The following is a 26,340-nucleotide window of genomic DNA, read 5'->3' on the forward strand; positions in this document are numbered from 1 at the left end:
CCTCCTCTTTCTTACTATGTAACCCAATCATAGCAAAAAATAAGCAAAAGAAAAAACCATTCCGCTAAGAATGGCTTTTCTGTTTGGTTCTTATTGTTCAGCCGTTTTCGAATTGCCAAGCAAGTGTTTGATATCACCAAATGTAACGAATGTTTTGTTTGGTGCATCATACAATTTGTAGCGCAATGATTTAAGGCTCGATTTAATATTGATTGTTGTTGCCTGTTGAAGCGGTGGCGTAGAAACATGCGCTTTTTCCAGGTTGTAGTTTGGAACTCGCGGGCTTAAGTGATGCACATGGTGGAAACCGATATTGCCGGTTACCCATTGCAATACTTTTGGAAGCTGGTAATACGAGCTTCCTTCTACAGCCGCTTTTACATAATCCCATTCGTTTTCGTCTTCAAAATACGAATCTTCGAATGTATGCTGGACATAGAATAACCAAATACCAAATGCTCCAGCTACGAACATGGTAGTTCCCTGAACGATCAGGAATGCCTGCCAGCCGATTGCCCAAATCAAGAGCGAGTAGATGACCACAAGGGAGATATTGATCAAATACGTGTTATTACGTTCTTTTTTACGCGCATCTTTGCGGTTGAAACGGCTTGAAATCAAGACCAGGAATAATGGGCCAAATCCAAACATGACCAATGGATTGCGGTACATGCGGTATTTGAAGCGTTCCCACTTAGAAGCTTCTACATATTCTTCAATTGTCATAACCCAGATATCGCCAACTCCGCGTTTATCAAGATTACCACTTGAAGCATGGTGGATCGAATGCTCGCGTTTCCACTTCTCATAAGCGAAAAGTGTCATGATGCCGGTAATCGTACCGACAACTGCATTTGCTTTTTTGTTCTTGAAGAACGATCCGTGCGTACAGTCATGGAAGATGATGAACGTGCGGATAACGAATGCGGCCGCTACTACTGATAATGCAATGGTCAACCAGATAGAGACATCAAGTGCCTGATAAGCCAGGAACCATGCCAAAATAAAAGGTGGGATTGTATTCACTAATTGTCTTACACTTGATTTAACATCGGCTTTTTCAAAAGGAGCGATAAATTTACGTAACTGTGCTGTTTTTTCTCTGCTCATGCTTTCGTCTTCCTCCTCTATACGGACTATTTCAGCCCGGATAACTTATTAACCTAATCATAAAGGAAAAATTATATGGCAATAAGACATAAACGTCTATCTTTCTATATGACAGGTGTCATGTATTTCAAGAAATCTACTTCTTTAAAATTACAAGCGATATGTGTATACTGAGAGTAATCAGAAAAATCAGAACGGAGTGAGGCATATGACCGGTCTTGTTGCCGTCATTATGATCTTTTCAATTCCACTGGCAGGTATCATCACTTCGCATCTTCAAACACAGACCAAACTTAAGCATAAGATGATCAGCACGGAGTTAGAACTCGAAAAGTTAAAACACGAGAATTTTGTCATCGAGACACAGAAGATGCGTCTCGAATTGGAACAATTGAAGTTGGAAGATGCCAAAAAAGATGAACACTTGCTGCTGAAGTAAGGCGGTGGAGAATGCCGCAAGTATGGAAAAGACCCTGCACACGATTAGGTGCAGGGTCTTTTTTGTGCTTTTAGGTTAGCATCTGCTTTTGGGCGCTTCCGCTTTTCTTTTTGTCCAGGCTTCAGCGCCTAGAACCTCGGGGTCTTAAGTCCGCTTGCCTGTGCGGCTGAAGGAACGCCGCTTCGGCAAACTGCCTTAAGCCTGTCGGTTCTAAACAGGCGCTTCCGCTTTTCTTTGTCCAGTTGCAAGCGCCTAGCTCTTCGGGATGTAAGCCACTCTGGCTGTGCGGCTGAAGAGATGCCGCTTCGCCAGAGCGTCTTACACCTGTCAGAGCTGAACAGGCACTTTCACTTTTCTTGTTGTCCAGGCTCCAGCGCCCAGCTCTTTGGGTCATAAGCCAACCTGGCTGTGCGGCTGAAAAGACGCCACTTCGCCAGTCTGTCTTATGCCCGGCAGAGCTACACGGGCGCTTCCGCTTTTCTTATGCAAATACACTATTCTCGATTTGCTTTAGTTGGTGGAAATATGATTTTTTCTTCATCAGTTCTAAGTAGGATCCGGTTTCCACGATGCGGCCGTTTTCCATTACGATGATTTGATCCATCTTTTCAAGTCCTGCCAAGTCATGGCTGATGATGACGAATAGATCGTTCTCGCCCTGTTGGAATAATTCCTGATAGATGGTGTGGCCAGTGAGGCTATCGACTGAAGAGACCGGCTCGTCGAGAAGCCACAGTGACTTCCCTTTCAGCAGAGCGCGTGCAATTGCCAGCCGCTGCTTCTGCCCACCTGATAAATTTTGTCCTTTTTCCTCGACATTCATCTCCAGCGGAAACAACTCCAGCTGAACTTTGGCCAACGCCTGCTCCATCTGCTCATCGCTTGCTTTAGGGTCAGCGATCAATAAGTTGCTGCGGATGGTTCCGTAAAAGAAATGGTTCTCCTGCAGCACTACATTCATTTCCTGCCAAATGCTTTCCTGTGCGAGCGTTTCGACAGGCTCCCCCCCGATCGACAATCGTCCATGGTCAAGCGGGAACACATTCAACATCAACTGCATAAGCGTTGACTTGCCTGAACCGCTTGGTCCGACAATCGCCGTCTTTGTACCTGGTTTCAAGTGGACCGAAACATCATCAACTGCTAAGCTCTTTTCTCCCGGATAGCTGAAAGACGCTCCCGTCAGCTTGATATCAAGCGGTCCGCTCGGCAGCTTAACTATTCCTTGCTGCAAAGCCGGCTCCGCTACAATTTCCTCTAATCGAACAGCAGCTTTACGGCTTTCTTCAAAATAAGAGGGGAATGCAGCCATTGGGGCCACATTTTCAAAAGCGGCAATGGAAATCATGACAAGCATCGCCAAATACAAGCCATTAAGTTCGCCTGCCGCTACAAAATACGCTCCAACGCCCAACACGAAAAATGAAACCAGCAATGCCACTAATGAATTGATGGATTGAGCCAGGTTTTCTTCCAGCCCCTCTTTTTTCTGTCCTTCATTGTAATAGGCAGCATCGCTTTTCAATTGCTGTTCTTTCGCATCGAGCTTTTGATGGATTTTCAGATCGCGAAAACCATAAAGGAATTCAGTGGCCTCCACAGCCAGATTTCCCCGGTCAGCTCTGAGCTTTCCATCCGTACGCCGTTTTCTGATGGAAAAAAGCGCAGGGACTGCAACCACTGTCAACAGCAGTCCAATCAGCATAACAACAGCGATTCCCATTGAGAAAAACGAGCTGAAGAAAATGGTGCTTAACAAGACGATGCCCAGTACCACGGGCGGATAAAAAACACGCAGCAGAAAGTTCTGCAGGCTTTCGACATCCCCAACAATTCGCGATAGCAGGTCTCCACTCCGGTACTTGCCGAATATTCCAGGAGCTAGCGGTGCGAGGCGTTCAAAAAACGACACTCTTAAATGGCTTAGCATGGTGAATGTTGCCCGGTGGGAATACAAGCGCTCCCCGTAACGGCTCAATGCCGAAGCAAAGCCGAATAGCTTCAGACAGGCAGCCATGACTACGAGTGTCGTCATTTGAGTGGTCAACGCTGCTTTGGAGATTAAATAACCACTTGACCCCATTAATGCCACACTGGCGATTCCAGCTAAAAAACCAAAGAGGATAGCAATGGAGACATCCTTCTTTTCCATAAGCGTAAGTTTTAACACATGCTTCAATTCATTCATCGTACGCCACCTCCTTGCTGCGCAGCAAGCATTTCTCCGTACGGACGATAATTCTGCAGTAATTGATCATGGTTTCCTGCGGCTTCGAGCTTGCCGTCTTCCAGGAAGAAAATCAGGTCCGCCTGCTTAATGGTATGCAGACGGTGAGCCACCGTAATGACCGTCGATGTTTTTTGCAGCTCACGAAGCGAGTTTTGCAGGATCTGTTCAGTCCGAAGATCCAAGCCAGTCGTCGGCTCATCAAACAGAATCAGCGATGGTCTCTTCAGGAAGGCACGAACCAACGCAATCCGCTGTTTCTCGCCCCCCGACAATCCACGTCCAGCCTCACCGATCCGTGTTTCAAAACCTTGCTCAAGCGTTAATACCATTTCCGCAATGCCCGCCTTTTCAGCCGCTGCCAGCATTTCTTCATCACTGATCGGCCGGTCCGCTCCGATTTCCATGTTTTCGCGGATGGTCCCAGCGAAAAGATACGGGTTTTGTGAAATATAACTTAATTGGTCGAACCAGGACTTCTCAGCAATGTTCTCCCGTGGTACTCCATTGATCATCAACCGGCCTTCAGTTTGTGGAAAAAGACCTGCCAGCAAGTGCATAAACGTGGTTTTACCAGAACCGCTCTTGCCGACAATCGCCACTTGGCTGTAGGGAGGAATTTCTCCAGCGAGTGGAGCCAGTGAAAAACCTTCTCCATACTGGAAAGAAAGTCCCTCCAATGAAAGATGCGGCGGCTCAGATGCAATGGTTTCACTGCCCCATATCAATGGAGAACGGCTTTTCTCAAGTTCAGCCGATATCTGGTTGGCCGCCGATACGCTGCCGCGTGCCGTGTGAAAGGCGCTTCCGAAATCCTTCAACAGATTGAAGAAATCCGGTACTAAAATCAAAATAAAAAACGCAGTGAAAAAACTGATACTATCGAACACTACCAGGCGAAGACCAATCTCCAACGCGATGATGCCGATGCTCAGCATTGAAATATACTCCAGCATCAATGAAGATAAAAACGCTGATTTCAATACTTCCATCGTCGAATCGCGAAAGCTTAAACTGCTTTTGCGGATGGCCTTTTGCTGCTTTTCAGCTTGTCCGAATAATTTAAGCGTGGACAGCCCCTGCAATATATCCAGGAATGTACCGGAAAACTGACTGAGCTGCTCCATTTTTTCGTCCGCTTTTTTCTTTGTCCCTTTTCCGACCATAGCCATGAACACCGGAATGAACGGGGCCGTAATTAAAATGATGGCCGCCGATGTCCAATTTTGAGTGAAAATAACACCCAACAACAGTATTGGGATGATATAGGTTTGAATCATTTGCGGAATATATTTACTGAAAAAGCCGTCGACTTCATCCACTGCATCCATCAGCAAGCTGACCTTCTGGCCGGATTGGCCTTGAGACGCTGACAGCAATGGATTTTCAGCAAACGACTTTATCAAATTATTTCGAAACTCATTCTTAACGTCAGCAGCCAGATTGACACCCGCCCGGCCAATTGCATAACCGGCTCCTACACGCAGCAGTATCGCTGCGAACAAGCCGCCAAACAAAGGCAGTAAGCTTTCGAATGAAGCATCTTGAAGAAAAACGCGATCCGCAATAAACACGAAAAATAAGGCTTGCCCGATTGTCGCAACCCCTTTTAAAAACGACGCTACGGCCAGGAAGAGCATACTTTTTTTTCGTTGAAACGCCAGCTGTTTTAGATCGTTCATGCCATTCTCTCCTTCACTTTACCTCCTTCCATTATAAAGCATCCACTGTTGAAACCCCCGTCAGGTGCCCATGGCTTGAGGATTTAGAGAGGGGTTTGTTACAGTTCTGTTCACAAATTACCTCGCTTTTTGCACACACAAAAACCTGCAGACGGCATTCTCTGCAGGTTTGGAATCACTGGTTTTCAATTGTTTGTTCATACGAGCCTGTTGAAAAAATGGCCGTTTTTAACCAAGCCATATCTTCCTGTATTTTCAGTTTCAAGGATTGATCAACGCATTTTCGATATTCATCCATCAGCTTCATTAGTTCGTATTCGAAAATGGCTAACTCTTCATCTGTGATCACTGCAAACACCCTCTTAGGTAAGCCGTTTTGCGCGCTGTGCTTTATTACCTACTGTTATAAGTATATTGTACCAAAAGATTTATTTTTTTGCCATAAAAACAATTTTTTATTTTACAAAAGTAGCAATAAGACAGCGTAAGAAATTAACCCAGTACAAAAGGCCAACAAGCTGCTGTCTCTGTCTTCCGGCAGTTCTTCTTTTAGGACATTCAAAATTACCCCGCCTGCCAAGAAAGCAGTCAACACCGAAATAATCCATTCGTGGACTTCAGCAAAAGCTCCAATTCCCCAGCCGATCAGAATAGCAACGGCTAACATCCATCTGCCGTATCGATCGTAATCCTCCGCATGAGTGGCACGCAAGGCTTTGTCATTGGTGATAAAATGGACACCCATCGCAATGAAGAACAAGGTCATACCCAACGCATCTCCGTACTCCTCCCTGACAAGCAAATAGGCGATGACTCCATTGTAAAGAGCAAAAGTGACGATGTGAATCCAAAAAAGACCTGATGCATTTTTGGACGCTTCTCGCTCGGGTTTTCTTTTCGAAGCTTTGACTGAACTCTCTAAAGCATAAAAAATGACCAGACCAGCCATGGCTACCAGGTAAATATGATTTTCCAAAAACTGCAGACTGCTATTTTCAAGCTCGCCCTGCAATTCATCCTGAAAAACGCTGAGCTCCGGCAATAAATGCAAAAATACATAAGCGACCGATATCCCGCCTGCAATGGAAAGGAATCGACTGCGCGGCAAAACTTTCAGGAACTTTAGACGTTTTGAAAAAAGATGGATCAATATAAATCCAACGGCAAAAATAAAGCTAAGCCAAACCACCTTCAAGCTCCTCCTTTAGGCATGAATGCTGTACTACAAAATTTTCTGGATCACTGTTTGGAGCCAACGGATATCCTCCATTCAAGATAATCATTCTTTTTATGTATGTCCCCTTAGTTGAAGATCCGTAAACTAACCGAATGACCGACTTGGGTTTCTTCTATAAAGTACAAAAAAAGCGCCCCGGAAGACGCTTTCCTTTTTCCTATTCAAGTTTCTTAAACTTCCGTTTTCCGGCTGTGCTCGACAGATAACTCACGCAGCTTGAATTTCTGTATTTTCCCTGAAGCTGTCATCGGGTATTCTTTAGTGAACTCGATATAACGCGGAATTTTATGACGGGAAATTTTCCCCGTACAATAAGCCTTCAATTCCTCAGCGTTCAGCTGCTCTCCTTCTTTGAGGATCACCCATGCCATCAGCTCTTCTCCGTATTTCGGATCCGGCACCCCCACCACTTGGACATCCTGGACCGAAGGGTGCTGATAAAGGAATTCTTCGATTTCACGCGGGTAGATATTTTCGCCTCCACGGATCACCATATCCTTGATGCGTCCGGTGATGGCAATATAACCAGCTTCATCTTCAATAGCAATATCACCGGTATGGAGCCAGCCTTCCAGATCAATGGCATCTTTTGTTGCTTCTTCGTTTTTATAATAACCTTTCATGACGTGATACCCTCTTGTACAAAGTTCTCCGGGAACACCTGTGTCGACCTTTTCGCCTGTTGCGGGATCGATGATCTTCACTTCCACGCCGGTATGCGGTTTGCCGACTGTCGATACCCGCTTTTCAATATCATCGTCTGCCCGTGTCTGCGTAATGACCGGTGACGATTCAGTTTGTCCGTATGCAATGGTGATTTCCGATGCCCCCATATCGTTGATGACTTTTTTCATCACTTCAATTGGGCAAGGCGATCCTGCCATAATGCCTGTCCGGAGCGTAGATGTATCGAAAGACGCGAAATCCGGATGGTTCAATTCCGCGATGAACATGGTCGGCACTCCATGAAGTCCTGTGCATTTCTCATCCTGTACCATCTGCAGCACCCGTTTCGGTTCAAATTGTTCTGCAATGACCATCGTTGTGGAATGTGTGACTGCTGCCATCGTTCCGAGGACGCAGCCGAAGCAATGAAAGAACGGGACCGGGATGCAGAGCCGATCGGTTTCCGTCAAGTTCATCGTATCACCGATCAATTTGCCGTTATTGACGATATTCAGGTGCGTCAACATGACCCCTTTCGGAAATCCAGTAGTGCCGGATGTATATTGGATATTGATGACATCGTCCGGGTCCATCGACCGGAAGCGTTCTTCATATTCAGACTCACTGACGTTTTCAGCAAAAGCCTCAAATTCATCCCACGTGTAGATTCCCGGATAATTGTTGCCGCTCATGACAATCACCCGTTTGAAATGAGGCAGTTTTTCGCTGACAATGTCCCCCTTATCAGCTGTTGCCAACTCCGGACAAACCGTGTTGAGAATGTCTATGTAGTTCGCTCCTTTAAATTCCTCCCCTAATATCAAAGTGGTCGCGTCCGACTGCTCCAATAAATACTCCAACTCACTCGACTGGTAGCTGGTGTTGACTGTTACCAGCACACCGCCCATTTTTCCGGTTGCAAATTGGCTCAACAGCCATTCGCGCTTATTATCCGACCAAATCGCCACATGTTCCCCTTTTTCAATGCCGATTCCGATAAATGCCTTTGCCAGGCGATCTGTTTCTTCATCAAATTCCTTATACGTTTTTCGGATTCCATGTTCCGGATAGACATAAGCCTCTGTATCCGGGTTTCGCGTGGCCTGTTCTTTCACCACTTGGCCAACTGTCTTCTGCAAAATCACCATTTCCCATCCCCCTAATTGAAAACGTTTTCAGTCCCCTATATATTATCACAAAATTCCAAATAAACGGAACCTGCTTTTGGCATGGCATAAAACCATCAGCTCGCTCTTTTTATGCACCGCATGATAAACTAAACTTATTATGTACAATGGAAGGGATAATCCATGGAATTACAAACAATGCAGGACCAACTAACAGAACGCCTTTTGCAGCAACAACTGGTGTCAGCCACCATCAGCCAGCCACGGTTAAAATCCAATGACATCAAACGAATCAAGCTGAAGCCGGTTGAGATAAAAAAGGAATACCTGATTCAATTCGAGTACCAGCATGAGCATGTCCTGAAACATGAAAATTTGCCACTCGAGGAAGCAGCTAGCAAATTGACTTCTCTTTTCAATGATTTCCGTCAGGCAATGTTCCAATTTACAGACGAGAAAGTGCAAATCCAGCTTTCCAAGAAATTCAAAGTCAGCTGGAAAACAGAGCAGACCGTAGAAAAAAAGGTGGAGCTGTCGCATAATCGTAAAAAGCAGTATTTGCTGGAAGATGGGATTCCCTATCCATTCCTTGTACGCCTTGGCGTGCAAAGTCCGGACGGAAAAGTCAAAAAGCAGAAATACGATAAGTTCCGCCAAATCAATCGTTTTATCGAATTTATTGATGACTCACTTGCGTATCTGCCGCAGGACCGGACTGTCCGCATCCTCGATTTCGGCTCAGGAAAATCGTATTTGACCTTTGCGCTCTATCATTATTTGCGCATCGAAAAAGGGTTGGACCTCCGCGTTACCGGCCTCGATCTAAAAAAAGAGGTAATCGAGGAATGCCAGCAGATTGCCGAAGATCTTCGCTATGAACAGCTTGAATTCCTGGTGGGCGACATCAATGATTACAACGAAGAATCGGCTGTCGACATGGTTGTCACCCTGCATGCCTGCGACGTGGCAACTGATATGGCTTTATCGCGCGCAGTCAAATGGGATGCCAAAGTAATTTTGAGTGTCCCTTGCTGCCAGCATGAATTGAACAGCCAAATCGATGCTCCGGAGCTTGGGATTATGCTGCAGCACGGCCTGATCAAAGAACGCTTCAGTGCTTTGGCCACCGACTCGATTCGGGCAGAACTGCTGTCGCTGGTCGGCTACGAAACGCAATTGATGGAATTTATCGATATGGAACACACGCCCAAAAACATTTTGATCCGCGCTTATAAAACCGGACGAAAACCGGCGGTCGGGCAATTTGAGCGCTACAAGCAATTCACCGCTTTGCTGTCAGCCAAACCGTTTTTGGAAAATGAATTAGGGGAGTACTTATGAAACGAAAAAATCTGGTGAATGGCATGATTTTGGCCTTCTCCGTCGTTCTGATTCGCTTTATCGATGTCCGTATTTATGACATGAACCTGGTTGTGACATTGCTGATTCTAGTTGCTCTTATTTATGGAGCCATGCGGATTGTCGAACGTTTTCCATCTCTCGATCAGCCGGTCAGCAAGCGGGCGTCGTTCGCGGTCAACACGCTTGTCATCATCGCCATCTTTTTGGCGTTCTTTATCTTTAAACTTTAGGAAAACATGAAAAAAAGCGATGGCCAGAAATTGGACCATCGCTTTTTTCTATTTATGGAGAATTTTCATTGGGTTTTTGCTGTGCCTGTTCCTCGATTGTTTTATATATATAGGTTTCTACTGGCTCTAAAGTGAAATTCAGTTTACTGGTCTTCAGATGGTTTTCCAAATAATCCAATTGATGGTCTTCTACCGCCTCCGATGGCAGGTTCAGGATATCGTTGACATAAAGCATCCCTTCATTCGTTGCCATTGGACTGTCCTCTCCTGCCTTCTCACGTGATTCCACCTGCTCCATACCGAAAATCAGTCCCTCGTCTTCCAAGTTTTTCATCAACTCGGCATACCGCTCTTCTCCAATTTCCTGTGACAGCTGCTGATCCAGTTGTTTGATGTCATCAAAATCCGCACCTTTATAGTATTGGGTATAGAACGCCATCAGCACCTGCTCTTTGTCCTCCATCTCTTTCATCGCCAATCCCTCCATCATTTCGCTGTTGCTTTTATTATTCCCTTTTCCTGAGTGCAATATGCATTGTTGCTGAAAATTACAGGAAATAACTGAAACTTTAGCCTTTGTGGTTCGTTATTACTACAGAGACAATGAGAGAAAGCAGGTGCATTAAATGGCTAAACAAGCGATCGTTCAAATAAAAAATCTGTCGAAAACGATCGGCAATAAGAAAATCATCAAGAACCTGAATCTTGATTTGCATAAAGGGGAAATCACAGGATTTCTTGGACCCAATGGAGCTGGAAAGACGACGACCATCCGGATGATGGTTGGCTTGATGCGCCCAACTGATGGGGAAGTTTGGATCGATGGCCAATCCGTACAAGCAGATTTTGAAGGCAGCATCCAGAAAGTTGGCGTGATTGTGGAGAACCCAGAAATGTATAAATACATGTCCGGGTACAAGAATCTGCTTCATTTTTCCAGAATGCATAAAGGCGTTTCAAAAGAACGGATTGACGAAGTCGTCAAACAGATCGGTATGCAGAATCGCATCAACGAAAAAGTCAGCTCTTATTCACTCGGCATGCGTCAGCGCCTGGGTCTCGCCCAAGCACTTTTGCATGATCCGAAGTTCCTCATTCTTGATGAACCCACTAACGGCCTCGACCCTGCCGGTATCCGGGAGTTCCGGATTTACTTGCAGAAAATCGCCCGTGAAAATGGGGTAGCGATTTTTGTCTCAAGCCACCTTTTGTCTGAAATCGAATTATTATGCGATCGGATCGCCATTATCCAAAATGGCGAATTGATCGATATAAAAGATGTCAATGAGCTTCAGCAATCCCGCTACTATATTCAAGCAGAACCATTGGAGCTTGTCGGGGAAGTGCTGACTGGTGCCGGGTTTCCGACAGTCTTGCATGCCAATGGCTATTTGATCGATTCCGGAGCTGAACATATTCCAGGGGCCATCAACTTGCTGGTCGGCGCCGGCGCCAGAATTTTTGCCGTCCAACCATACCGCGAAACCCTTGAATCCCAATTCCTTGAAATGACAGGAGGCGGCGAAATTGCTCAAGCTCATACAAAATGAATGGATGAAATTATGGAGCCGAAAAATGACTTGGATTATGGTCTTGTTGCTGGTATTTGTGGTCTTTTCCGGCCTCGGCATCACAAAATGGCTGAATTCCACAGCGAATGAAAACCTCGATGAGAATTGGCAGGATCTTGCGCAGGCAGAAATCGAAAACAGTACCATTATGCTGGCAGAACCTGGTCTCAGTGAAACACAAATCGACTACCATGAGGGGCAAATCGCTATCGCAGAGCATCGCCTGGAAAATGATATTCCTTCATTGGAGTATGCCAGCATGCAGCAGCAGGTAATTGACACCCACATGTTGATGTCGATCGTCACCCTGCTCGCAGTCGTTGCAGCAGCCGGCATTGTCGCTTCCGAGTTTTCGCAAGGGACAATCAAAATGTTGCTCACGCGTCCCGTGAAGCGCTGGAAAATCCTCACCTCCAAATACATCACGATTTTGCTGTTCGCTGTTTTATTGACTTTGACCCTATTGGCTTCAACTGCACTTGCCGGACTGATCTTTTTCGGCATCGGCGAAGGTACACCACTTGTGTGGAATGGATCCGAAGTGGTGGAAACGTCGTTCTGGCTGGAAGCCCTCAAACTGGCAGCACTTAAATTTTCAAGTGTCTGGATGATCAGTACGTTCGCATTCATGCTGGGCACCGTATTCCGATCCAGTTCTCTAGCGATCGGCTTATCGATTTTCCTGATGTTCACAGGCATACAAGCGGTCTTCTTTTTACAGAATTACGAAGTCGTCAAATACTATTTGTTCACTCATACGGATCTGACACAATTCTACACCGGCAACATCCTGATTCCGGGAATTACAATGTCAATGTCCATCTTAGTCCTGACTGCTTACTTCCTGGTATTCATGGTTATCAGCTATTGGACATTCGGAAGAAGAGACGTTACAAGCTGAAAGCTTACTTTCCAATTTTATTAAAAAAACAAAAACTGACCCGGAATCTCCGGGTCAGTTTTTGTTTGAGCTTGTAGACAAAAGAATATTGATGTCATTTAAATAGTGAATACACATTTTATCCTGTTTATACCGGATCCTGCGCTTCAGGCGGACGCTTTCCACGGGCTCGCGCCGAACTAACTCGGACTGGCGCCCGAGTGGATTTCGGCACTTCGTCGCTTCGCTGCTCCCGCAGGAGTCGCCGCCTTGCGCTACGGATCCTTGAGTGAAGGTTCTACCAAATTTGTTAGGACTATTTTTACTAGCAGGCTTCTTCCTTTGATTGAAGCAACACGCTCCTAACCGGGCTGGCCACGAAGACACCTGTGGAATTAGCGAAAGCTGAAGACCCCGCAGGAAAGGCATTGGCCGAAACTTGTGAGGCCAAGCCTTTGCGACGAAGCTAGCGCAGCGATGCAGGAGCATGGCTTTCAGTGACGAGGAGGCTGAAGCTGAGCCCACGGAAAGCGAAGTGGCCGGACCGGTTGGGGATTATGCACCGCTATACATTTTGGTCAGTTTTCGTTTATCCACTCCGTTAACGCTTCTACTACAAGATCCTGCTGCTCAATCGGAGTTATTTCAGCAGGATTATCCCCTTTTTGTTCGCCGTACAATCCGAATTGCGCATGGTTGCCTCCTTTGATTTCCACGAAGACACTGTCGGCAGGAAATAATCCACGGCTTTCTTCAATATCTTCGACAGTGGACAAGCCATCCCGCTCCCCATAGATCGACAGCATCGGTAAATCGCTTTCCGAAAAATCACTCGCTGGATAAGCACCCAGAAAATAGAGTCCGGCAAGTTTCGGGGAAGGGTCTTCTGCATAAAAAGAAGCAGCTACTCCACCTAAAGAGTGCCCGCCGAGAAACCACTCTTGCACATCCGGATACTCTTCAATCACTTTGTCTGCTGTTCCAGAACCAAGAATCCCGAAATTCAATGGCAAATGAGGAATCGATACTACAAAACCTTGCTCACTCAGGGATTGCCCAAGATAAGCGTAAGCTTCTTTTTCGACTTTGGCACCCTGATATAGGATGACTCCTTTGCCATTCGGTGATTCTGGACGGAAAATCAGCCCTTCCCCATCACTTTCAACCGCTGACAAATCCATATTGTCACCCAATACACCACTGGGTCCATAATCGAATTGTGCGTAAATAACAAAGCCTGTGACCACAATCACCAATAATGCGAAAATACTCATTAACATACGCAATAGCCATCTCTTCATAGATTTACCCTCTATCTGAGCCTATTAGTAAGCCAGGCCTACACGACTCTGGATGAATTCCGGTGATTCCAATTGTCGATAAGCGAATTCCGCTGTATCGCCAACTGTTATTTCTTTTCCTTCTTCAGGCAGTAAATTTTTTTCTGCCCGGTAATTGCCGCGGGCTTCCCCATCCGGCAAATATGTAGGGCAAACAATCGTCCAATCAAGATCTGTTTTTTCAAACAAGCGGTAGACCGTTTCGTGCTCTTCTGCAGCAAAAGTCATTTTGCGTTTCGAATCCCCGCCTTCATAGCGAAGCAGGCCCGGACTCAAGCGGCTGTCCAAAATTCCAGCCGTTCCGATTGTGATCACCCGTTTCACATGATGGTTCTCCATTGTCTTTACAATCAAAGGCGCCGCATCAGACAAGGTAGTCGAACGGTCTGTACCAATCGCACTAAACACCGCATCGACTCCTGCTACGGTGTTTTCAACGTCTATCGCATTCCGCACATCTCCCAGAATGACTTCCAAATTCGGATGTGATTCCAATTTTTCTGAACGGACCAATGCTTTTACATAATGGCCGTCTGCCAGCGCACGCTTAAGAATCTCTCCTCCCACACGGCCAGTCGCTCCGAAAATTGCCAATTTCATTGTGCTTCCCCCTTGTGTTCAATCTATAGAAAAGAAGTTTCCTATCGATTACTTGAAATGATAGCCTTTTTTCGCCAATACCTCTTTGATATCTTCACGACGAGGCTTGCCAAGAAAGTCTGCCATTTGTTGTGTCCAGGTGGCCGTCTTCTGGTTCGAGCCTCTGCTTGTATAATAGGATTGGATCGTGTTGTCGTATTCCGGCAGAATTGTTTCGTATTTGGCTTCATCGTAGTTATTTTCGTGCAAGATGGCTTCAACCGGCAAACGCGGTTTGACGCCATTCGCTTCATTTGGCACCCCAACCGTCAGGCCATAAACCGGGAAGACGCCATCCGGCAAACCAACCAACTCACTGATGGCTTCCATGTTGTTCCGCACTCCTCCGATATAACAGATGCCGTAGCCTTTCGACTCAGCAGCAAGCGACAGGTTCTGGGCCAGCAAACCGACATCTGTCACCGCCACAATCAAATTTTCCGCCCGATCGAAGACGATATCCCGTCCCTGTATTTTACCTGCGTGCTGAAGGCGATTATAGTCGGCGCACATCAGAAAGACTGCTCCTGCACCTTCCATTTGTTTGGCATTCTTGGATAGTTCGCCTAACTTTTTCCGTTTTTCAGGATCTGTTACCCAAACGATTGAATACGCCTGGACAAAATGGGAAGTGGCTGCATGCTGTGCTGCTTCGACCAGTTCACTGACTTCCTCCCGTGATAATTGCTTTTCTTTATAATCTCGGACAGATGCATGTGCTTTCATTAATTCGATAACCATTGATTGTATCCCCTCTCTGTTCATTTCATCTATCGTACCAAATTCTTTGCCACGATACTCTTTTAATGATTTTTGCTACAATAGAACTTAATAGAGGTGAACCGACTTGAAAAATACGAAGACCGCTTTTTCCATCCTTTTCTTGCTTGTTCTTGGCGGTTTTTTGTTCATATGGCTGGAAAAGGAATTGGCGTTCCGTGAAGAGCTGGAACAGCGTCCTTTGCCCTCTGGCTTGCACCCCATTGTGGAAGAAAAAAGCGACTTGCTGGTTGCTCGTGCTGCTGAGATCGGCATTGACATCCTGATTACAGACGGCTACCGATCTCCTGAAGAACAGGACGGTCTGCACAGACAGGGCCGCAGTGCGTCGGGATCTATTGTTACGCACGCGGAAGGTGGCGAATCCTATCATAATTACGGACTCGCTATCGATTATGCACTGCGTCTTGATGACGGTTCGGTGGTGTGGGATATTACACGCGATGACAATGGCAACGGTGAAAGAGATTGGTTTGAAGTCGCCGCCATCGGCAAAAGCCTCGGCTTTGACTGGGGAGGCGACTGGCAGCGCTTTAAAGATTATCCTCACTTGGAAATGACTTTCGGTTTGTCGATTCGCGAGCTGCAGCAAGGGTGGCGCCCCGAAGATAAGATGGAGTAACCCCGCGCTGCCCGTGTATCTTTTGTAACAGATAGCCCCGTTGTCCCGTCATATGTACAAAGGAGGCAGAAGGTGATGAAAACGATTATAGCAGCCTGTACCCTCATTCCTGCCCTATTGCTGACAGCCTGTGGAAATGATGAGGCAGGAAAACAGCCAGCAGATGATTTATCTGATTTCACTGTAGCTGCTTCACAGGCCGAGTCGGCAAAAGGTGATTTCATCTACCGCTTAGCTACCGAAAAAGAACAATATACCGAAGGTGAGAAAGTAGAGATTTACGCCGAGTTGGAGTATACCGGTGAACAGGAAAGCATTGAAATTTCTCACGCCGCTTCTCCTTTCTATTTTCCTCTTTACGAAGAAACAAGGAATTATGCCGTCGAATATGCTATGAACGAACCACTTTTGACTACCCGCTTGATACAAGGTGAACCGCTGCAGGAATCCTATTCCGGCAGCGGCGGATACAGTGAAGCAGAAGATGTGGCCTATGTCGAATTTGTTCAGCGCATTATGGAGCAGGACTTTCCTGCTGGCTACTATAAAGTAAATGGTTATGCAGATTTCATAGTGGAAGCTGCCAATGGCTCAGCTGCTCCTTACGAAATCCATGCACAAATCGACTTTAAAGTAGTTCCGGAAATTTGAAAGCAGCGCAGCCCAGTTGGGCCGCGCTGCTTTTTATCTGTTGCCAAAGCGGCAACCTTATCTATTGCTGCTGTAGTCATTCAGGTAAGACAACGGCGTCAAGCAGTAAAGCTCTTCCGGACATCTTTGGGACACTTTAAATAGGTCCCAAAACAATTCTTCGGAAATTTCATACCGGTTTATCGAATCCGGCATTTTCTTTATCTTCGAGGCAGCCTGATCGACCTTCAGTTCTTCTATATCCACCCAAACCGTTTTGTGCTCACCTTTATCTCCCGGTTCTCCTGCATAAAAAACCTCTACACTTAATCGTGCAAATAACGTCACAAAACATTCTCCAGCTTCTTCATGAGAACCCTTGGACCTTGAAAAATAAAAACGGACATCTTTTTGATCAGCAGATGGATTTTTTGACATGACTCTATCATCCTCTCTGTTTTTAAAGATATTGATCAAAATGAACAAACAAAAAAGCCGAAAAGCCCTCCCTCGGAGAGTTGCTTTTCGGCTTTACTGACAGCTCTAGTCTCTGCAGCATTTGACCAAGTGATTCAATTGTCTACTAGGGTAAAAAAAGAAATGTTTGTTTAGAAACGATTATGCGGAAACGCTATTGTTTTCCTGTTGCTTCTAGCTTACTGGAATTTTCAGAATTAGTAAAGATTCTTGTCCGAATAGTCTTTCAATTCAAACGGGCTGCTTTCCTATTAGGATATTTTCAGCACACCAAAACAGGAAGAAAGAATCTGAGATTCTCTCTTCCTGTTAATCTCACCGAATTAGTGAATTATTTGTTTGATTACTTTGTCACTTTGGTCTCTTCCGGAGTTTCTTTCAGCCAAACTTCTCCATCTCTATAGACCATTTCCTCTGGATAGCGAAGATCCATAACTTCTTCCTGTGTTTCTTTCGAAGGTGCTTTAGTAGCCAATGAGACTACGATGATGGTGATGATTGCCGCTGCAGCCCCAAATACTCCTGCACCTGTGTCGATGATGCCGAATAATGTAAAGCCGCCGTATTGGGCAGAGAAAATATAAATCAGTGTGACGGTCAATCCGACCAACATTCCGGCAATTACACCCGGACCGTTCGCCCGTTTCCACCACACCCCTAAAATGAGTGCTGGGAAGAATGTTCCGGAAGCCAAGGCAAATGCCCATGCAACAATTTGGGTAATGGCGCCTGGAGGATCCAAAGCCACAATCCCAGCTGCGACAGTTGCAATAATGATGGACCAGCGGCCAACCAGTAGGCGTTTTCTTTCAGTCGCCTGTGGATTGATCGAACGGTAGTAAATATCCTGTGAAAGGGCTGCTGAAATAGCAATCATTAAACCACCCGCGGTAGAAAGGGCGGCGGCCATTGCGCCTGCCGCCATCAATCCGACGACGAAGACTCCGAGATTAGCAATTTCAGGGGTGGCCATAACAACGATATCACGGCTGATAACCAACTCAGCCCATTGCAGTATGCCATCTCCATTTGCATCCGCTATAGAAAGCTGTCCCGTATTGACCCAAGACGTGGTCCATGCCGGCAGATCCGCAATCGATGAACCTGCGACTTGCGTCATCAGGATAAAACGGGAAAATGCGGCATAAGCAGGAGCTGAAAGGTAAAGCAAACCGATGAACAATAATGCCCATGCTCCACTCCAACGTGCTGCTTTCATGGTCGGAACTGTATAAAAACGGACAATAACGTGCGGAAGTCCCGCTGTTCCGGCCATCAAAGTAAACATTAAAGCTAAAAACTGCCAACGCGTCGCTTCAGTGAAAGGCACAACGTACTCTGAAATGCCTAATTGAACATCCAGTACTTGAAGTTCACTGACAATTTGACCATAAGACAGCCATGGCAATGGATTGTTCGTCAGCTGCAGTGACATGAAGATGACGGGGATCAGGTAGGCAGTAATCAACACAAGGTATTGAGCCACCTGTGTCCAAGTGATTCCCTTCATCCCACCCAAAGCTGAGTAGAATGCGATTAGTGCCACACCAATCATCGTTCCAATCGCCGTATCCACTTCCAGCAGACGGCCGATTACCACCCCAGAACCTGAAAGCTGACCGATGGAATAAGTGAAACTGATGATGATTGTAGCTACAGCCGCAATCAGGCGAGCTGTGCTGCTATTATACCGATCCCCGATAAACTCTGGTACCGTATAACGGCCAGACTTTCTCAATTGGGGAGCGAGCAGGAAGGTCAACAGCAAATATCCGCCTGTCCAACCCATAATATAAGCAAGCCCATCATAGCCCAGAAGCATGACTGTCCCTGCCATCCCAATAAAGGAGGCAGCACTCATCCAGTCGGCACCGATTGCCATCCCGTTGAAGACAGCCGGCACATTTCGTCCTGCTACATAAAAGTCCGATGTTTTTTTGGCTAAGTTATAGAAAGCGATTCCGATATACAGCCCGAAAGTCGCTAATATAAGGCCCAGTGATACAAGAAATTGTGTATCCATTGCGTTTCCCCCTTTTCAAGTCATAAGAAATTTTACCTGGATGCTTTTTCGCCTTCTTTTTTGAAGTACTTATGCAGCTGGCGATTATTTCTTTTTGCCTTGATCCAGGCCGAATTTTTTATCGATGCGGTCATTGATTATGGCATTGATGAATAATAAGAAGATGAAGATCAATACGGCTCCCTGCGCTCCCATGAAATAATGGAAAGGAAATCCGTTTATGCTGAAACCGGAAAGTTCTTCTGCAAAAAAGACTACCACGAAGGAAGCACTAAATCCGATAAGTAAATAAATGACCACTAAGGTTGTACGGATACGGAAATAAGCATCTGCATCTTTTTTATCAATCTTTCTCAAGAGCTTCACCCCATTCTTTTAATGATGAGCCGACTGCTTTGTCGTTCAGCCTTTCAAGTAAAAAATGAATCGGATTGTTTCCATGAACGGTAAAGGAACCATAATGACCTTTACCAGCATAAAGGCAAAAATTGACCCGAAAGGTACTAGGAAAAAAAGCGGTTTCCGCTTTTTTAACCCTGTCACGACAGAAAGCACCGTAATCAAACCAAAAGCGATTACCCAGATCATTTTAATCCCCCTTTAAATTTGAAAGCGTCTTCATTTTAAATATGCACAGCTTTGTTAAAATTATCTTTCTCACTCCTCCTTACCATTTTTAGTATTTTTTAGCACTTCCAAGTTTTAATTATTCTAAACTTTCTAACTATTGTCAACAGTTTTTTTGGTACGAAAGGATATAGAGAATGCTCCAAACAATTAAAAAGAACGGCCGTTTAAGCAACCACTCACTTAATCGGACGTTCTTCTAATTTACAGCCAACACATTAAACTGACCTAAGCTGGTCTTTCTCTTTATTCGCCATGTGCCCAGGCAATGCGTGGGTCGATTTTTCTTGTCATACGAACCATAACTGGCTGAAAGCCCATTCTTGGCCAAAAGTATGAGGCCAATTGGTTAGGTGTATGCCAATCCGCATATATATATTCATATCCCTGTTTCTTCATTTCATTGAAGCAGTGATTGGCTAACGCACGCCCCACTCCTTTTCCCCGTAGATCCGGGTTTGTCGATGCGGCAGGAAGCTCCGCACAATTCTCAGGCATCACCAGACTCATTGGTTCGTCTTTCCTGAAATAAACATGGAAGCCGGCAATTCGGTCTCCTTGCTCCGCCATCCAAAGATAAGCATCCTGATTCTCGGTTAATGCCTCGTAGTTTTTTTTGACGTCTTCCAATGTTTCTCTTGTGATGGGCAGCCATGAAGGAGCCGCTGCCTGATGAATGCTGTTCCACATGCCCATTTTCTTCAGCAGCGGTGCATCTTCCTTACTGCCTTTTCGGAATTCCAGATTTGGAAGAGTTCCATTTTCCGGTTCAAAATCATCAAGGGACAGTATCCCGTACTTCTGATCAAAACTGAAAGACTGATCCAGCCACTGATCGATTACCGCTTCATTGCCGAGAGGAGCCATCAGCATGTGATGGAAATAACCGTGCTTGACCCATTCAGCGCCGGCATCAGCGTACAGCAGCCTCAATAGCCGGGGATTTTCATGTTCGCTGATGACGATGGATTCATAATCCATCCAGACATAGCGGCCATGCTTGGCATCCTCCTTGAATTCATAAAGCAAATAACCGATGACATCGATGCCCCTGACTGCAACAATGCCGCTGATGAAAGGACGTTCCAATATTTTTCTCAGGACCGCTTCCGTATCATCAATCTCTTCAAATCTTGAAGGTAGAAAGTTGAAGATTTTCCGCTCCCGTTCATGCCGCTTCGCGAGCAGTACGGACATCTGCCGAATATGTTTTTCTTCCATCCCTGTAATTTGAATCATCCACGATCACTCCTCTGAATGAAGTTTCACTTCCAATATCCCGTAATTACCGGCTCTCACCTTTTCACCAAACCGAACCGGAACCGGCTCTACAAAAATCGGTCCATCGACGATCATCGTATGGAACTCCCCTTCTTCTCCACAGGCATCCACGCCTGCAGCTTCCAGTTCATCGATTAACCCGTGTGTAAATTCCCGTCCCAAAAACTTCTCATCCAGCCGCTTGGTATCGACTACGGTGATGACAGCCCGAAAACCTTCATCAATCAATTCCTGCAATATTTTTTTGCGCGGCTCCTGCCACAACGGATGACTGACGCCCATATCAGCTTCTGCACTGACTTTTTGCACCCATTCTAAATGGTCCTGCAAATCGATGTCGCCATAAACGCCCATATCGATGCCTTGCGTTTTAAAGTTCTTCAACTGCTCGATGAATTCCTTTTCATATCCCGACCAACTGGCCTTTCCGATAACCAAAGGCAAACCCATCCGCTCAGCCTGCGCTTCCATGACTTCCATCGGCAGCCCGTGCGATCGTGATTTGGTGCCATCTTCTTCAAACATGGTGAATAAGGCGATCGGCACATGCCCTTGCAGTACCGCCCGGTAATAAGCTAGTGCTGAATCTTTTCCGCCGCTCCATGACATTACAAATGATTTTTGCATAATGCACCTCTTCTTTTCTAATTCGCTATTGCTGTAACTAGTTCGCCATTACTTGATCAAAACCCTTTTACAGCGGACGATTTTGACGTTTTGAAATTGCTGGCAGGCCTCTCAGCTGAACAGAATTATCTTCTACCCCGCCAAACTCCTTTATCTTCTGTTCACCTGTTTAACATGTGAAAGCACAGGGAAAACTTTATTAAATACAAAGGAGGCAGATGAATGCAACAGCATCGATTATATGTGAACGGCAAGTATACCGACTCCACAGGAACAGAATGGATTGACATTATCAACCCTTCAACAGAAGAGATTATATCGCAGATCCCTAAAGGAACCAAAGAAGATGTCGATCGTGCAGTAGAGGCCGCATTCAAGGCGCAAAAAGCATGGGAGCTCACACCGAACATCGAACGCGGCAAAATTGTCCGCAAGCTTGGAGACAAAATCGCTGAAAAACGCGATACATTTATTGACCTGCTGCAGGAAGAACAGGGAAAAAGCTATGAACTGGCTAGCGGCGAAGTCGATCTTGCCATTGATTATTTCCATTACATGTCTGAATGGGCACGGCGGATCGAAGGTGAAATCCTGCCGAGCGATCGTCCAAATGAAAATATCTTCATCTACAAAAAACCGATCGGGGTGGTAGCCGGCATCGTTCCCTGGAACTTCCCGGTCTTCATCCTCGCCAGAAAAGTAGCGACTGCTCTTGTCACCGGCTGTACGCTTGTCCTGAAACCAAGTCAGCAAACACCCAATACCGCTATGGAATTCACAAAGATCATCGATGAGATGAAGGAGATTCCAGCAGGTGTCTATAATGTAGTAACCGGAACCGGCTCCGAAATCGGCAACGCACTCGCTTCACATGAAAAAGTGCAACTGGTCACCATGACCGGCAGTGTTCCAGCAGGTACGAAAGTGATGGAGGCCGCCGCGAAAAACATCACCAAAGTCAATTTGGAATTGGGAGGCAAAGCTCCCGCCATCGTCACTCAAAACGCAGATCTTGATCTGGCAGCTCAAGCCATCGCCACTTCACGGCTCGCAAACAATGGCCAAGCCTGCACAAATGCAGAAAGGGTCTACGTTCACGATAGCGTCGCAGAGGAATTCACGAAAAAGCTCACTGCTGTTTTTGAATCACAGGTTATGGGAGACCCGCGTCAGGACAAAGAAGCGGACATGGGCCCTCTTGTCAGCCAGGACCGGCTCGACACTGTCCATGACATGGTCAAACAAGCCGTAACCGAAGGTGCCACTGTGGCAATCGGTGGTGAACGCGACAGCAGCCAATCCGGATTTTTCTACAAACCCACCATCCTGACAAATGTGGTACACGATTCAGCGATCATCCGGGATGAAATTTTCGGTCCTGTGCTGCCGGTCACCACTTACAGCACGCTGGAGGAAGCCATTGAAAAAGCGAACGACACAGAATTCGGCCTATCCTCATCTGTTTATACAAATGATTTGAACGAAGCCATGCAGGTCGTTAATGAAATGAAGTTTGGCGAAACCTATGTGAACCGCGAGAACTTTGAAGCCATACAGGGTTATCACGCCGGAATGCGCAAGTCGGGACTCGGCGGTGCAGATGGCAAACATGGCATGGAAGATTTTCTAGTCACGCAAGTGGTTTACATGCAATATAAAAACAATAACTAAACGAAAAAAACTCTCTTCCTATAGAAAGGAAGAGAGTTTTTTAGATAGAGAGCGTTTCCTCTCTGCAGCCGAGTAAGTCCCGGCCGCTTCCATCTTAGTTTATTTTTTTCCTACCATGTTCTCTGGTTTAACCCATTCGTCAAACTGGTCAGCCGTCAAATGACCGCTGTTTACAGCAGACTCTTTTAATGTCGTGCCGTCTTTATGCGCTTGTTTAGCAATTGCTGCCGCTTTCTCATATCCAATGTGGGGATTTAATGCCGTCACCAGCATCAATGAATTGCTGACATGGTTTTGAATAACATCCAAGTTGGCTTCAATGCCCACAGCACAATGATCATTGAAGCTGATCAGGCTGTCAGTCAACAGACGGACAGACTGCAGGAAGTTGTAAGCGATAACCGGTTTAAAGACATTCAATTCAAAGTTCCCTTGGCTCGCCGAGAAGCCGATGGTTGCGTCGTTGCCCATTACTTGAGCCGCTACCATCGTCAACGCTTCACTTTGGGTCGGATTCACTTTTCCTGGCATGATGGAGCTTCCAGGCTCGTTTGCAGGAATCGTAATTTCGCCGATGCCGCTGCGGGGACCGCTTGCCAACCAGCGTACATCGTTAGCAATTTTCATTGCATCTGCAGCTAAAGCTTTGACCGCCCCATGTGTGTATACCATTTCGTCATGGCTTGTCAGTGCATGGAATTTGTTTTCTGCAGAAGTGAACGGTGTTCCAACTGCTTCACTGATGAACTCAGCAACTGAAGGGCCGAAAGTCGGGTCGGCGTTGATGCCTGTTCCAACTGCTGTACCGCCGATAGCCAATTCACGCATATGTTCAACGCTTTCACGGATCATGCGCTCGCTTTTTTCAAGCATATGCTTCCAGCCGCTGATTTCCTGGCCAAGTGTCAAAGGCGTCGCATCCTGTAAATGGGTACGTCCGATTTTGATGACCTCATCGAATTGCTTCGCTTTTTCATCCAATGTCGCCTTCAGCTTTTGAACAGCCGGCACAAGCTTTTCAGTTACTGCTAGAACTCCAGCAACATGCATAGCTGTCGGATAAGTATCATTTGAGCTTTGAGACATATTCACGTCATCATTTGGATGAAGTTTTTCCTCAGAATTCTGTTCGGCCAGGATTTCATTGCCGCGGCGCGCCAGAACTTCGTTCATGTTCATATTGGATTGCGTACCGCTCCCTGTCTGCCATACAACCAATGGGAAATGATCGTTCCACTTGCCTTCGATCACTTCATTTGCCGCAAGTTCAACGGCTTTCATCTTCGCTTCAGACAGTTTCCCCAGTTTATGGTTTGCTTTGGCTGTCGCTTTTTTCAACTCGGCAAAAGCCATGACGACCTCATGCGGCATACGCTCTGTACCGATTTCAAAATTCTGTACGCTGCGCTGCGTTTGAGCGCCCCACATTTTATCCGCTTCAACTTGAATTTCACCGATGGTATCTCTTTCTGTACGATACTGCATTCCATTCACTCCAATTCTGATGTCTATGTATTCTTCTTTTCTATTATAACCACATCCAGACGCTAAAAAGCGACCTTTGCGGTTAAAAATCGCTGGTTTTACTACTGAAAAATTCTTCTATGATGGCTTCATCAGAATGCGGGATATACTCCCCTTTGACAATTTGGGCACCGTTGATCGACCCACTGGACAATAGAACGAGATCGTCCGGTCCACTTTCCTGCAGTGCTGCGAGAACTGCTTCACGACGGGAATCAGCAGTCACTACCGTCTGCTTGTACGGCAAAGTAAACCCCTTGAGCACCGCATCAATCACTGTGCGGGGTTCATTGTCTCCAGGATGGTCAACGGTTACTACAAGAACATCCGCTTTCCCTTCAGCAGCTTTGGCCATCTTCGGCATTTTCGAGAAATCCCGTATGCCAATGCCAGCGATGAGCGCTATGAGTCGGTTATGCGATAGTTTTTTCACTTCCTCCAGAACTGCTGCCAATGCCACTGGCGTATGAGCATAATCCAGAATGATTTTCCGGTTTTCTGGGCCCTGAATCACCTGGAAACGCCCTTCGACTTGAGACATTTTCGGCACAACAGCGAGTATAGCTTCTATGCCGATGCCGGATAGCAATGCCGCACCGATAGCTGCAGTCAGATTAGCTGCATTATATTCACCATAAAGCGGTACATGCACAGGCCACCGCTTCCCCAGATAATGCAAGTCGAATTTCAATCCGGTATCAGAAGATTCACAGACTGTCCAGATCAAATCAGCATCGGAATTCACCTGGCTGCTGTATGTCAGATGAGGACACTCGATGACTTCCAAAATTTGCTTTGCCATTCCTTCATCATCTATATTCACGACCACAGCATTAGACTGCTTGAACAATAATAATTTCGATTGAAGATAATGCTCGAAGATTTTATGGTACTCCAAATGTTCTTCCGAAATATTGGTGTGTATAGCTACATCAAAGCGAATGCCTTCTACGCGTTTTTGGTCCAATGCAATAGAAGAAACCTCCATAGCCACTGCACGATCATTTTCCATTACAAACTTTGAAAAAATCTTATGGATGTCGGAAGAGATTGGAGTCGTTGGAGTGCTTTTATGGAATGGGATTTTGCCATTTGCCCCTAAAACCCCTGTTGTTCCAATAAACCCGCAGGAAATGCCAAGTAGGTTGAACAGGTTATAGACATATGTGGCTGTGGTTGTTTTTCCATTAGTTCCGGTAACGCCGATTTTAAGTAAGCTTTGTTGAGGTGAACCATAAAAGAAATCAGACATGCGGGCAAGTGCCGTCCGGACATTTGTGACCACTGCAAAGGAGAGTTTCGGATACTTCTTCGCATATTCAGCCAGCAGACGTACGTCGGAGCCGACAATTGTTGTCGCTCCCTTTGCGATGGCTTCACCGATATATAAATGTCCATCGGTATTTTCACCCGGCACACAAAAAAAAGCACAGTCTTGAGTAATCTGCGTAGAATTGTACTCGATTGAACTGACCTTCGGCTTTTCTGGTCCAAATAGCGTAGTGATGGGGAAAGAAGGAATGCTGGTGAGTTGTATCTCCATTTAAAGGCTCCTTAGGAAAGAAATT

26 protein-coding genes are annotated in these 26,340 nt (G+C 46.0%); 8 read left to right on the plus strand and 18 right to left on the minus strand.

Annotation, left to right across the window (positions count from 1 at the left end):
- Nucleotides 1–90: 90 nt before the first annotated feature.
- Nucleotides 91–1,110 (minus strand): fatty acid desaturase, encoded by a 1,020-nt coding sequence (locus ACRC6Q_RS14080; protein ID WP_223637129.1) that lies wholly within the window; start codon nucleotides 1,108–1,110, stop codon nucleotides 91–93.
- Nucleotides 1,111–1,318: 208 nt separating this feature from the next.
- Between ACRC6Q_RS14080 and ACRC6Q_RS14085 the strand changes: the two genes are divergently transcribed.
- Nucleotides 1,319–1,549: a hypothetical protein gene (locus tag ACRC6Q_RS14085; RefSeq protein WP_223637131.1), complete on the plus strand. Its 231-nt coding sequence runs from the start codon at nucleotides 1,319–1,321 to the stop codon at nucleotides 1,547–1,549.
- 481 nt (nucleotides 1,550–2,030) lie between these two features.
- Here ACRC6Q_RS14085 and cydC read toward each other — a convergent pair whose 3' ends face one another.
- The 5 genes from cydC to ACRC6Q_RS14110 form a co-directional block, all read right to left on the minus strand.
- Complete coding sequence (cydC, locus tag ACRC6Q_RS14090; protein ID WP_431466853.1) at nucleotides 2,031–3,737, minus strand: thiol reductant ABC exporter subunit CydC; 1,707 nt, start codon at nucleotides 3,735–3,737, stop codon at nucleotides 2,031–2,033.
- On the minus strand, nucleotides 3,734–5,458 hold the full coding sequence (gene cydD / locus ACRC6Q_RS14095; protein WP_431466854.1) for a thiol reductant ABC exporter subunit CydD: 1,725 nt from the start codon (nucleotides 5,456–5,458) through the stop codon (nucleotides 3,734–3,736). Before cydD ends, cydC begins: the two co-directional genes overlap by 4 nt.
- A 175-nt stretch (nucleotides 5,459–5,633) precedes the next feature.
- A complete protein-coding gene (locus tag ACRC6Q_RS14100) occupies nucleotides 5,634–5,807 on the minus strand; it encodes a hypothetical protein (protein WP_223637137.1) in 174 nt (57 codons plus the stop codon).
- 111 nt (nucleotides 5,808–5,918) lie between these two features.
- The gene (locus ACRC6Q_RS14105; protein WP_431466855.1) at nucleotides 5,919–6,647 is read right to left on the minus strand and encodes a hypothetical protein; all 729 of its coding nucleotides are present in this window, start codon (nucleotides 6,645–6,647) and stop codon (nucleotides 5,919–5,921) included.
- Between the two features lie 218 nt (nucleotides 6,648–6,865).
- Complete coding sequence (locus ACRC6Q_RS14110) at nucleotides 6,866–8,509, minus strand: AMP-binding protein (RefSeq protein ID WP_431466856.1); 1,644 nt, start codon at nucleotides 8,507–8,509, stop codon at nucleotides 6,866–6,868.
- Between the two features lie 162 nt (nucleotides 8,510–8,671).
- Here ACRC6Q_RS14110 and ACRC6Q_RS14115 point away from each other — a divergent pair, with 162 nt between their 5' ends.
- On the plus strand, nucleotides 8,672–9,829 hold the full coding sequence (locus tag ACRC6Q_RS14115) for a class I SAM-dependent methyltransferase (RefSeq protein WP_223637143.1): 1,158 nt from the start codon (nucleotides 8,672–8,674) through the stop codon (nucleotides 9,827–9,829).
- A complete protein-coding gene (locus tag ACRC6Q_RS14120; protein WP_223637146.1) occupies nucleotides 9,826–10,080 on the plus strand; it encodes a hypothetical protein in 255 nt (84 codons plus the stop codon). The genes ACRC6Q_RS14115 and ACRC6Q_RS14120 overlap by 4 nt, the downstream gene beginning before the upstream one ends.
- A gap of 52 nt (nucleotides 10,081–10,132) precedes the next feature.
- Here the strand turns inward: ACRC6Q_RS14120 and ACRC6Q_RS14125 are convergent, their stop codons facing one another.
- On the minus strand, nucleotides 10,133–10,552 hold the full coding sequence (locus ACRC6Q_RS14125) for a hypothetical protein (RefSeq protein ID WP_431466857.1): 420 nt from the start codon (nucleotides 10,550–10,552) through the stop codon (nucleotides 10,133–10,135).
- Nucleotides 10,553–10,706: 154 nt separating this feature from the next.
- Here ACRC6Q_RS14125 and ACRC6Q_RS14130 point away from each other — a divergent pair, with 154 nt between their 5' ends.
- Entirely contained in the window at nucleotides 10,707–11,630 is a 924-nt protein-coding gene (locus tag ACRC6Q_RS14130) for an ABC transporter ATP-binding protein (protein WP_223637152.1), read from the plus strand.
- Entirely contained in the window at nucleotides 11,608–12,552 is a 945-nt protein-coding gene (locus ACRC6Q_RS14135) for an ABC transporter permease subunit (protein ID WP_431466858.1), read from the plus strand. The genes ACRC6Q_RS14130 and ACRC6Q_RS14135 overlap by 23 nt, the downstream gene beginning before the upstream one ends.
- Before the next feature lie 557 nt (nucleotides 12,553–13,109).
- Here the strand turns inward: ACRC6Q_RS14135 and ACRC6Q_RS14140 are convergent.
- Genes ACRC6Q_RS14140 through ACRC6Q_RS14150 form a run of 3 tightly spaced genes read right to left on the minus strand, consistent with a single transcriptional unit; the run spans nucleotide 13,110 to nucleotide 15,251 of the window.
- Nucleotides 13,110–13,832, minus strand: coding sequence for an alpha/beta hydrolase (locus ACRC6Q_RS14140; protein ID WP_431466859.1), 723 nt, complete (start codon nucleotides 13,830–13,832; stop codon nucleotides 13,110–13,112).
- A gap of 24 nt (nucleotides 13,833–13,856) precedes the next feature.
- Entirely contained in the window at nucleotides 13,857–14,471 is a 615-nt protein-coding gene (locus ACRC6Q_RS14145; RefSeq protein WP_431466860.1) for an NAD(P)-dependent oxidoreductase, read from the minus strand.
- Between the two features lie 48 nt (nucleotides 14,472–14,519).
- Nucleotides 14,520–15,251, minus strand: coding sequence for an NADPH-dependent oxidoreductase (locus tag ACRC6Q_RS14150; RefSeq protein WP_223637163.1), 732 nt, complete (start codon nucleotides 15,249–15,251; stop codon nucleotides 14,520–14,522).
- Nucleotides 15,252–15,357: 106 nt separating this feature from the next.
- On the opposite strand from ACRC6Q_RS14150, the gene ACRC6Q_RS14155 reads away from it, so the two are divergent.
- A complete protein-coding gene (locus ACRC6Q_RS14155) occupies nucleotides 15,358–15,912 on the plus strand; it encodes a M15 family metallopeptidase (protein WP_431466861.1) in 555 nt (184 codons plus the stop codon).
- Between the two features lie 75 nt (nucleotides 15,913–15,987).
- On the plus strand, nucleotides 15,988–16,563 hold the full coding sequence (locus ACRC6Q_RS14160) for a hypothetical protein (protein WP_431466862.1): 576 nt from the start codon (nucleotides 15,988–15,990) through the stop codon (nucleotides 16,561–16,563).
- A 57-nt stretch (nucleotides 16,564–16,620) separates the two neighbouring features.
- On the opposite strand, the gene ACRC6Q_RS14165 is transcribed toward ACRC6Q_RS14160, so the two are convergent.
- The 6 genes from ACRC6Q_RS14165 to ACRC6Q_RS14190 all read right to left on the minus strand — a co-directional run bounded on the left by ACRC6Q_RS14165 (nucleotide 16,621) and on the right by ACRC6Q_RS14190 (nucleotide 21,577).
- Entirely contained in the window at nucleotides 16,621–16,980 is a 360-nt protein-coding gene (locus ACRC6Q_RS14165; RefSeq protein ID WP_431466863.1) for a hypothetical protein, read from the minus strand.
- Nucleotides 16,981–17,362: 382 nt separating this feature from the next.
- On the minus strand, nucleotides 17,363–19,042 hold the full coding sequence (locus tag ACRC6Q_RS14170; RefSeq protein ID WP_223637168.1) for a sodium:solute symporter family protein: 1,680 nt from the start codon (nucleotides 19,040–19,042) through the stop codon (nucleotides 17,363–17,365).
- Nucleotides 19,043–19,126: 84 nt separating this feature from the next.
- The gene (locus ACRC6Q_RS14175) at nucleotides 19,127–19,399 is read right to left on the minus strand and encodes a DUF4212 domain-containing protein (protein WP_223637170.1); all 273 of its coding nucleotides are present in this window, start codon (nucleotides 19,397–19,399) and stop codon (nucleotides 19,127–19,129) included.
- Between the two features lie 45 nt (nucleotides 19,400–19,444).
- Nucleotides 19,445–19,630, minus strand: coding sequence for a hypothetical protein (locus ACRC6Q_RS14180; protein WP_223637172.1), 186 nt, complete (start codon nucleotides 19,628–19,630; stop codon nucleotides 19,445–19,447).
- Between the two features lie 285 nt (nucleotides 19,631–19,915).
- Nucleotides 19,916–20,908, minus strand: a complete 993-nt coding sequence (locus ACRC6Q_RS14185; RefSeq protein WP_431466864.1) for a GNAT family N-acetyltransferase — start codon at nucleotides 20,906–20,908, stop codon at nucleotides 19,916–19,918.
- Between the two features lie 6 nt (nucleotides 20,909–20,914).
- A complete protein-coding gene (locus tag ACRC6Q_RS14190; RefSeq protein ID WP_431466865.1) occupies nucleotides 20,915–21,577 on the minus strand; it encodes a diphthine--ammonia ligase in 663 nt (220 codons plus the stop codon).
- Nucleotides 21,578–21,799: 222 nt separating this feature from the next.
- Between ACRC6Q_RS14190 and aldA the strand changes: the two genes are divergently transcribed.
- The gene (aldA, locus tag ACRC6Q_RS14195) at nucleotides 21,800–23,248 is read left to right on the plus strand and encodes an aldehyde dehydrogenase (protein WP_431466866.1); all 1,449 of its coding nucleotides are present in this window, start codon (nucleotides 21,800–21,802) and stop codon (nucleotides 23,246–23,248) included.
- A 99-nt stretch (nucleotides 23,249–23,347) separates the two neighbouring features.
- Here aldA and fumC read toward each other — a convergent pair whose 3' ends face one another.
- Together fumC and ACRC6Q_RS14205 are read right to left on the minus strand one after the other, a co-directional pair.
- Nucleotides 23,348–24,733, minus strand: coding sequence for a class II fumarate hydratase (gene fumC, locus ACRC6Q_RS14200; RefSeq protein ID WP_223637180.1), 1,386 nt, complete (start codon nucleotides 24,731–24,733; stop codon nucleotides 23,348–23,350).
- 82 nt (nucleotides 24,734–24,815) lie between these two features.
- Nucleotides 24,816–26,315, minus strand: a complete 1,500-nt coding sequence (locus ACRC6Q_RS14205; protein WP_431466867.1) for a UDP-N-acetylmuramoyl-L-alanyl-D-glutamate--2,6-diaminopimelate ligase — start codon at nucleotides 26,313–26,315, stop codon at nucleotides 24,816–24,818.
- Between the last annotated feature and the right edge of the window lie 25 nt (nucleotides 26,316–26,340).

The sequence above is a fragment of the Planococcus sp. SE5232 genome (assembly GCF_050686535.1).
Taxonomy (GTDB): domain Bacteria; phylum Bacillota; class Bacilli; order Bacillales_A; family Planococcaceae; genus Planococcus.

What these genes read in the sequence shown, in the direction of transcription:
- aldA (WP_431466866.1), top strand. Translation starts at nt 21,800, where the DNA reads ATGCAACAGCATCGATTATATGTGAACGGCAAGTATACCGACTCCACA.
- ACRC6Q_RS14140 (WP_431466859.1), bottom strand. Translation starts at nt 13,832, where the DNA reads ATGAAGAGATGGCTATTGCGTATGTTAATGAGTATTTTCGCATTATTG.
- ACRC6Q_RS14130 (WP_223637152.1), top strand. Translation starts at nt 10,707, where the DNA reads ATGGCTAAACAAGCGATCGTTCAAATAAAAAATCTGTCGAAAACGATC.
- ACRC6Q_RS14150 (WP_223637163.1), bottom strand. Translation starts at nt 15,251, where the DNA reads ATGGTTATCGAATTAATGAAAGCACATGCATCTGTCCGAGATTATAAA.
- ACRC6Q_RS14080 (WP_223637129.1), bottom strand. Translation starts at nt 1,110, where the DNA reads ATGAGCAGAGAAAAAACAGCACAGTTACGTAAATTTATCGCTCCTTTT.
- ACRC6Q_RS14125 (WP_431466857.1), bottom strand. Translation starts at nt 10,552, where the DNA reads ATGAAAGAGATGGAGGACAAAGAGCAGGTGCTGATGGCGTTCTATACC.
- ACRC6Q_RS14180 (WP_223637172.1), bottom strand. Translation starts at nt 19,630, where the DNA reads ATGATCTGGGTAATCGCTTTTGGTTTGATTACGGTGCTTTCTGTCGTG.
- cydD (WP_431466854.1), bottom strand. Translation starts at nt 5,458, where the DNA reads ATGAACGATCTAAAACAGCTGGCGTTTCAACGAAAAAAAAGTATGCTC.
- ACRC6Q_RS14160 (WP_431466862.1), top strand. Translation starts at nt 15,988, where the DNA reads ATGAAAACGATTATAGCAGCCTGTACCCTCATTCCTGCCCTATTGCTG.
- ACRC6Q_RS14110 (WP_431466856.1), bottom strand. Translation starts at nt 8,509, where the DNA reads ATGGTGATTTTGCAGAAGACAGTTGGCCAAGTGGTGAAAGAACAGGCC.
- ACRC6Q_RS14205 (WP_431466867.1), bottom strand. Translation starts at nt 26,315, where the DNA reads ATGGAGATACAACTCACCAGCATTCCTTCTTTCCCCATCACTACGCTA.
- ACRC6Q_RS14170 (WP_223637168.1), bottom strand. Translation starts at nt 19,042, where the DNA reads ATGGATACACAATTTCTTGTATCACTGGGCCTTATATTAGCGACTTTC.
- ACRC6Q_RS14165 (WP_431466863.1), bottom strand. Translation starts at nt 16,980, where the DNA reads ATGTCAAAAAATCCATCTGCTGATCAAAAAGATGTCCGTTTTTATTTT.
- fumC (WP_223637180.1), bottom strand. Translation starts at nt 24,733, where the DNA reads ATGCAGTATCGTACAGAAAGAGATACCATCGGTGAAATTCAAGTTGAA.
- ACRC6Q_RS14120 (WP_223637146.1), top strand. Translation starts at nt 9,826, where the DNA reads ATGAAACGAAAAAATCTGGTGAATGGCATGATTTTGGCCTTCTCCGTC.
- cydC (WP_431466853.1), bottom strand. Translation starts at nt 3,737, where the DNA reads ATGAATGAATTGAAGCATGTGTTAAAACTTACGCTTATGGAAAAGAAG.
- ACRC6Q_RS14190 (WP_431466865.1), bottom strand. Translation starts at nt 21,577, where the DNA reads ATGCAAAAATCATTTGTAATGTCATGGAGCGGCGGAAAAGATTCAGCA.
- ACRC6Q_RS14085 (WP_223637131.1), top strand. Translation starts at nt 1,319, where the DNA reads ATGACCGGTCTTGTTGCCGTCATTATGATCTTTTCAATTCCACTGGCA.
- ACRC6Q_RS14115 (WP_223637143.1), top strand. Translation starts at nt 8,672, where the DNA reads ATGGAATTACAAACAATGCAGGACCAACTAACAGAACGCCTTTTGCAG.
- ACRC6Q_RS14185 (WP_431466864.1), bottom strand. Translation starts at nt 20,908, where the DNA reads ATGATTCAAATTACAGGGATGGAAGAAAAACATATTCGGCAGATGTCC.
- ACRC6Q_RS14145 (WP_431466860.1), bottom strand. Translation starts at nt 14,471, where the DNA reads ATGAAATTGGCAATTTTCGGAGCGACTGGCCGTGTGGGAGGAGAGATT.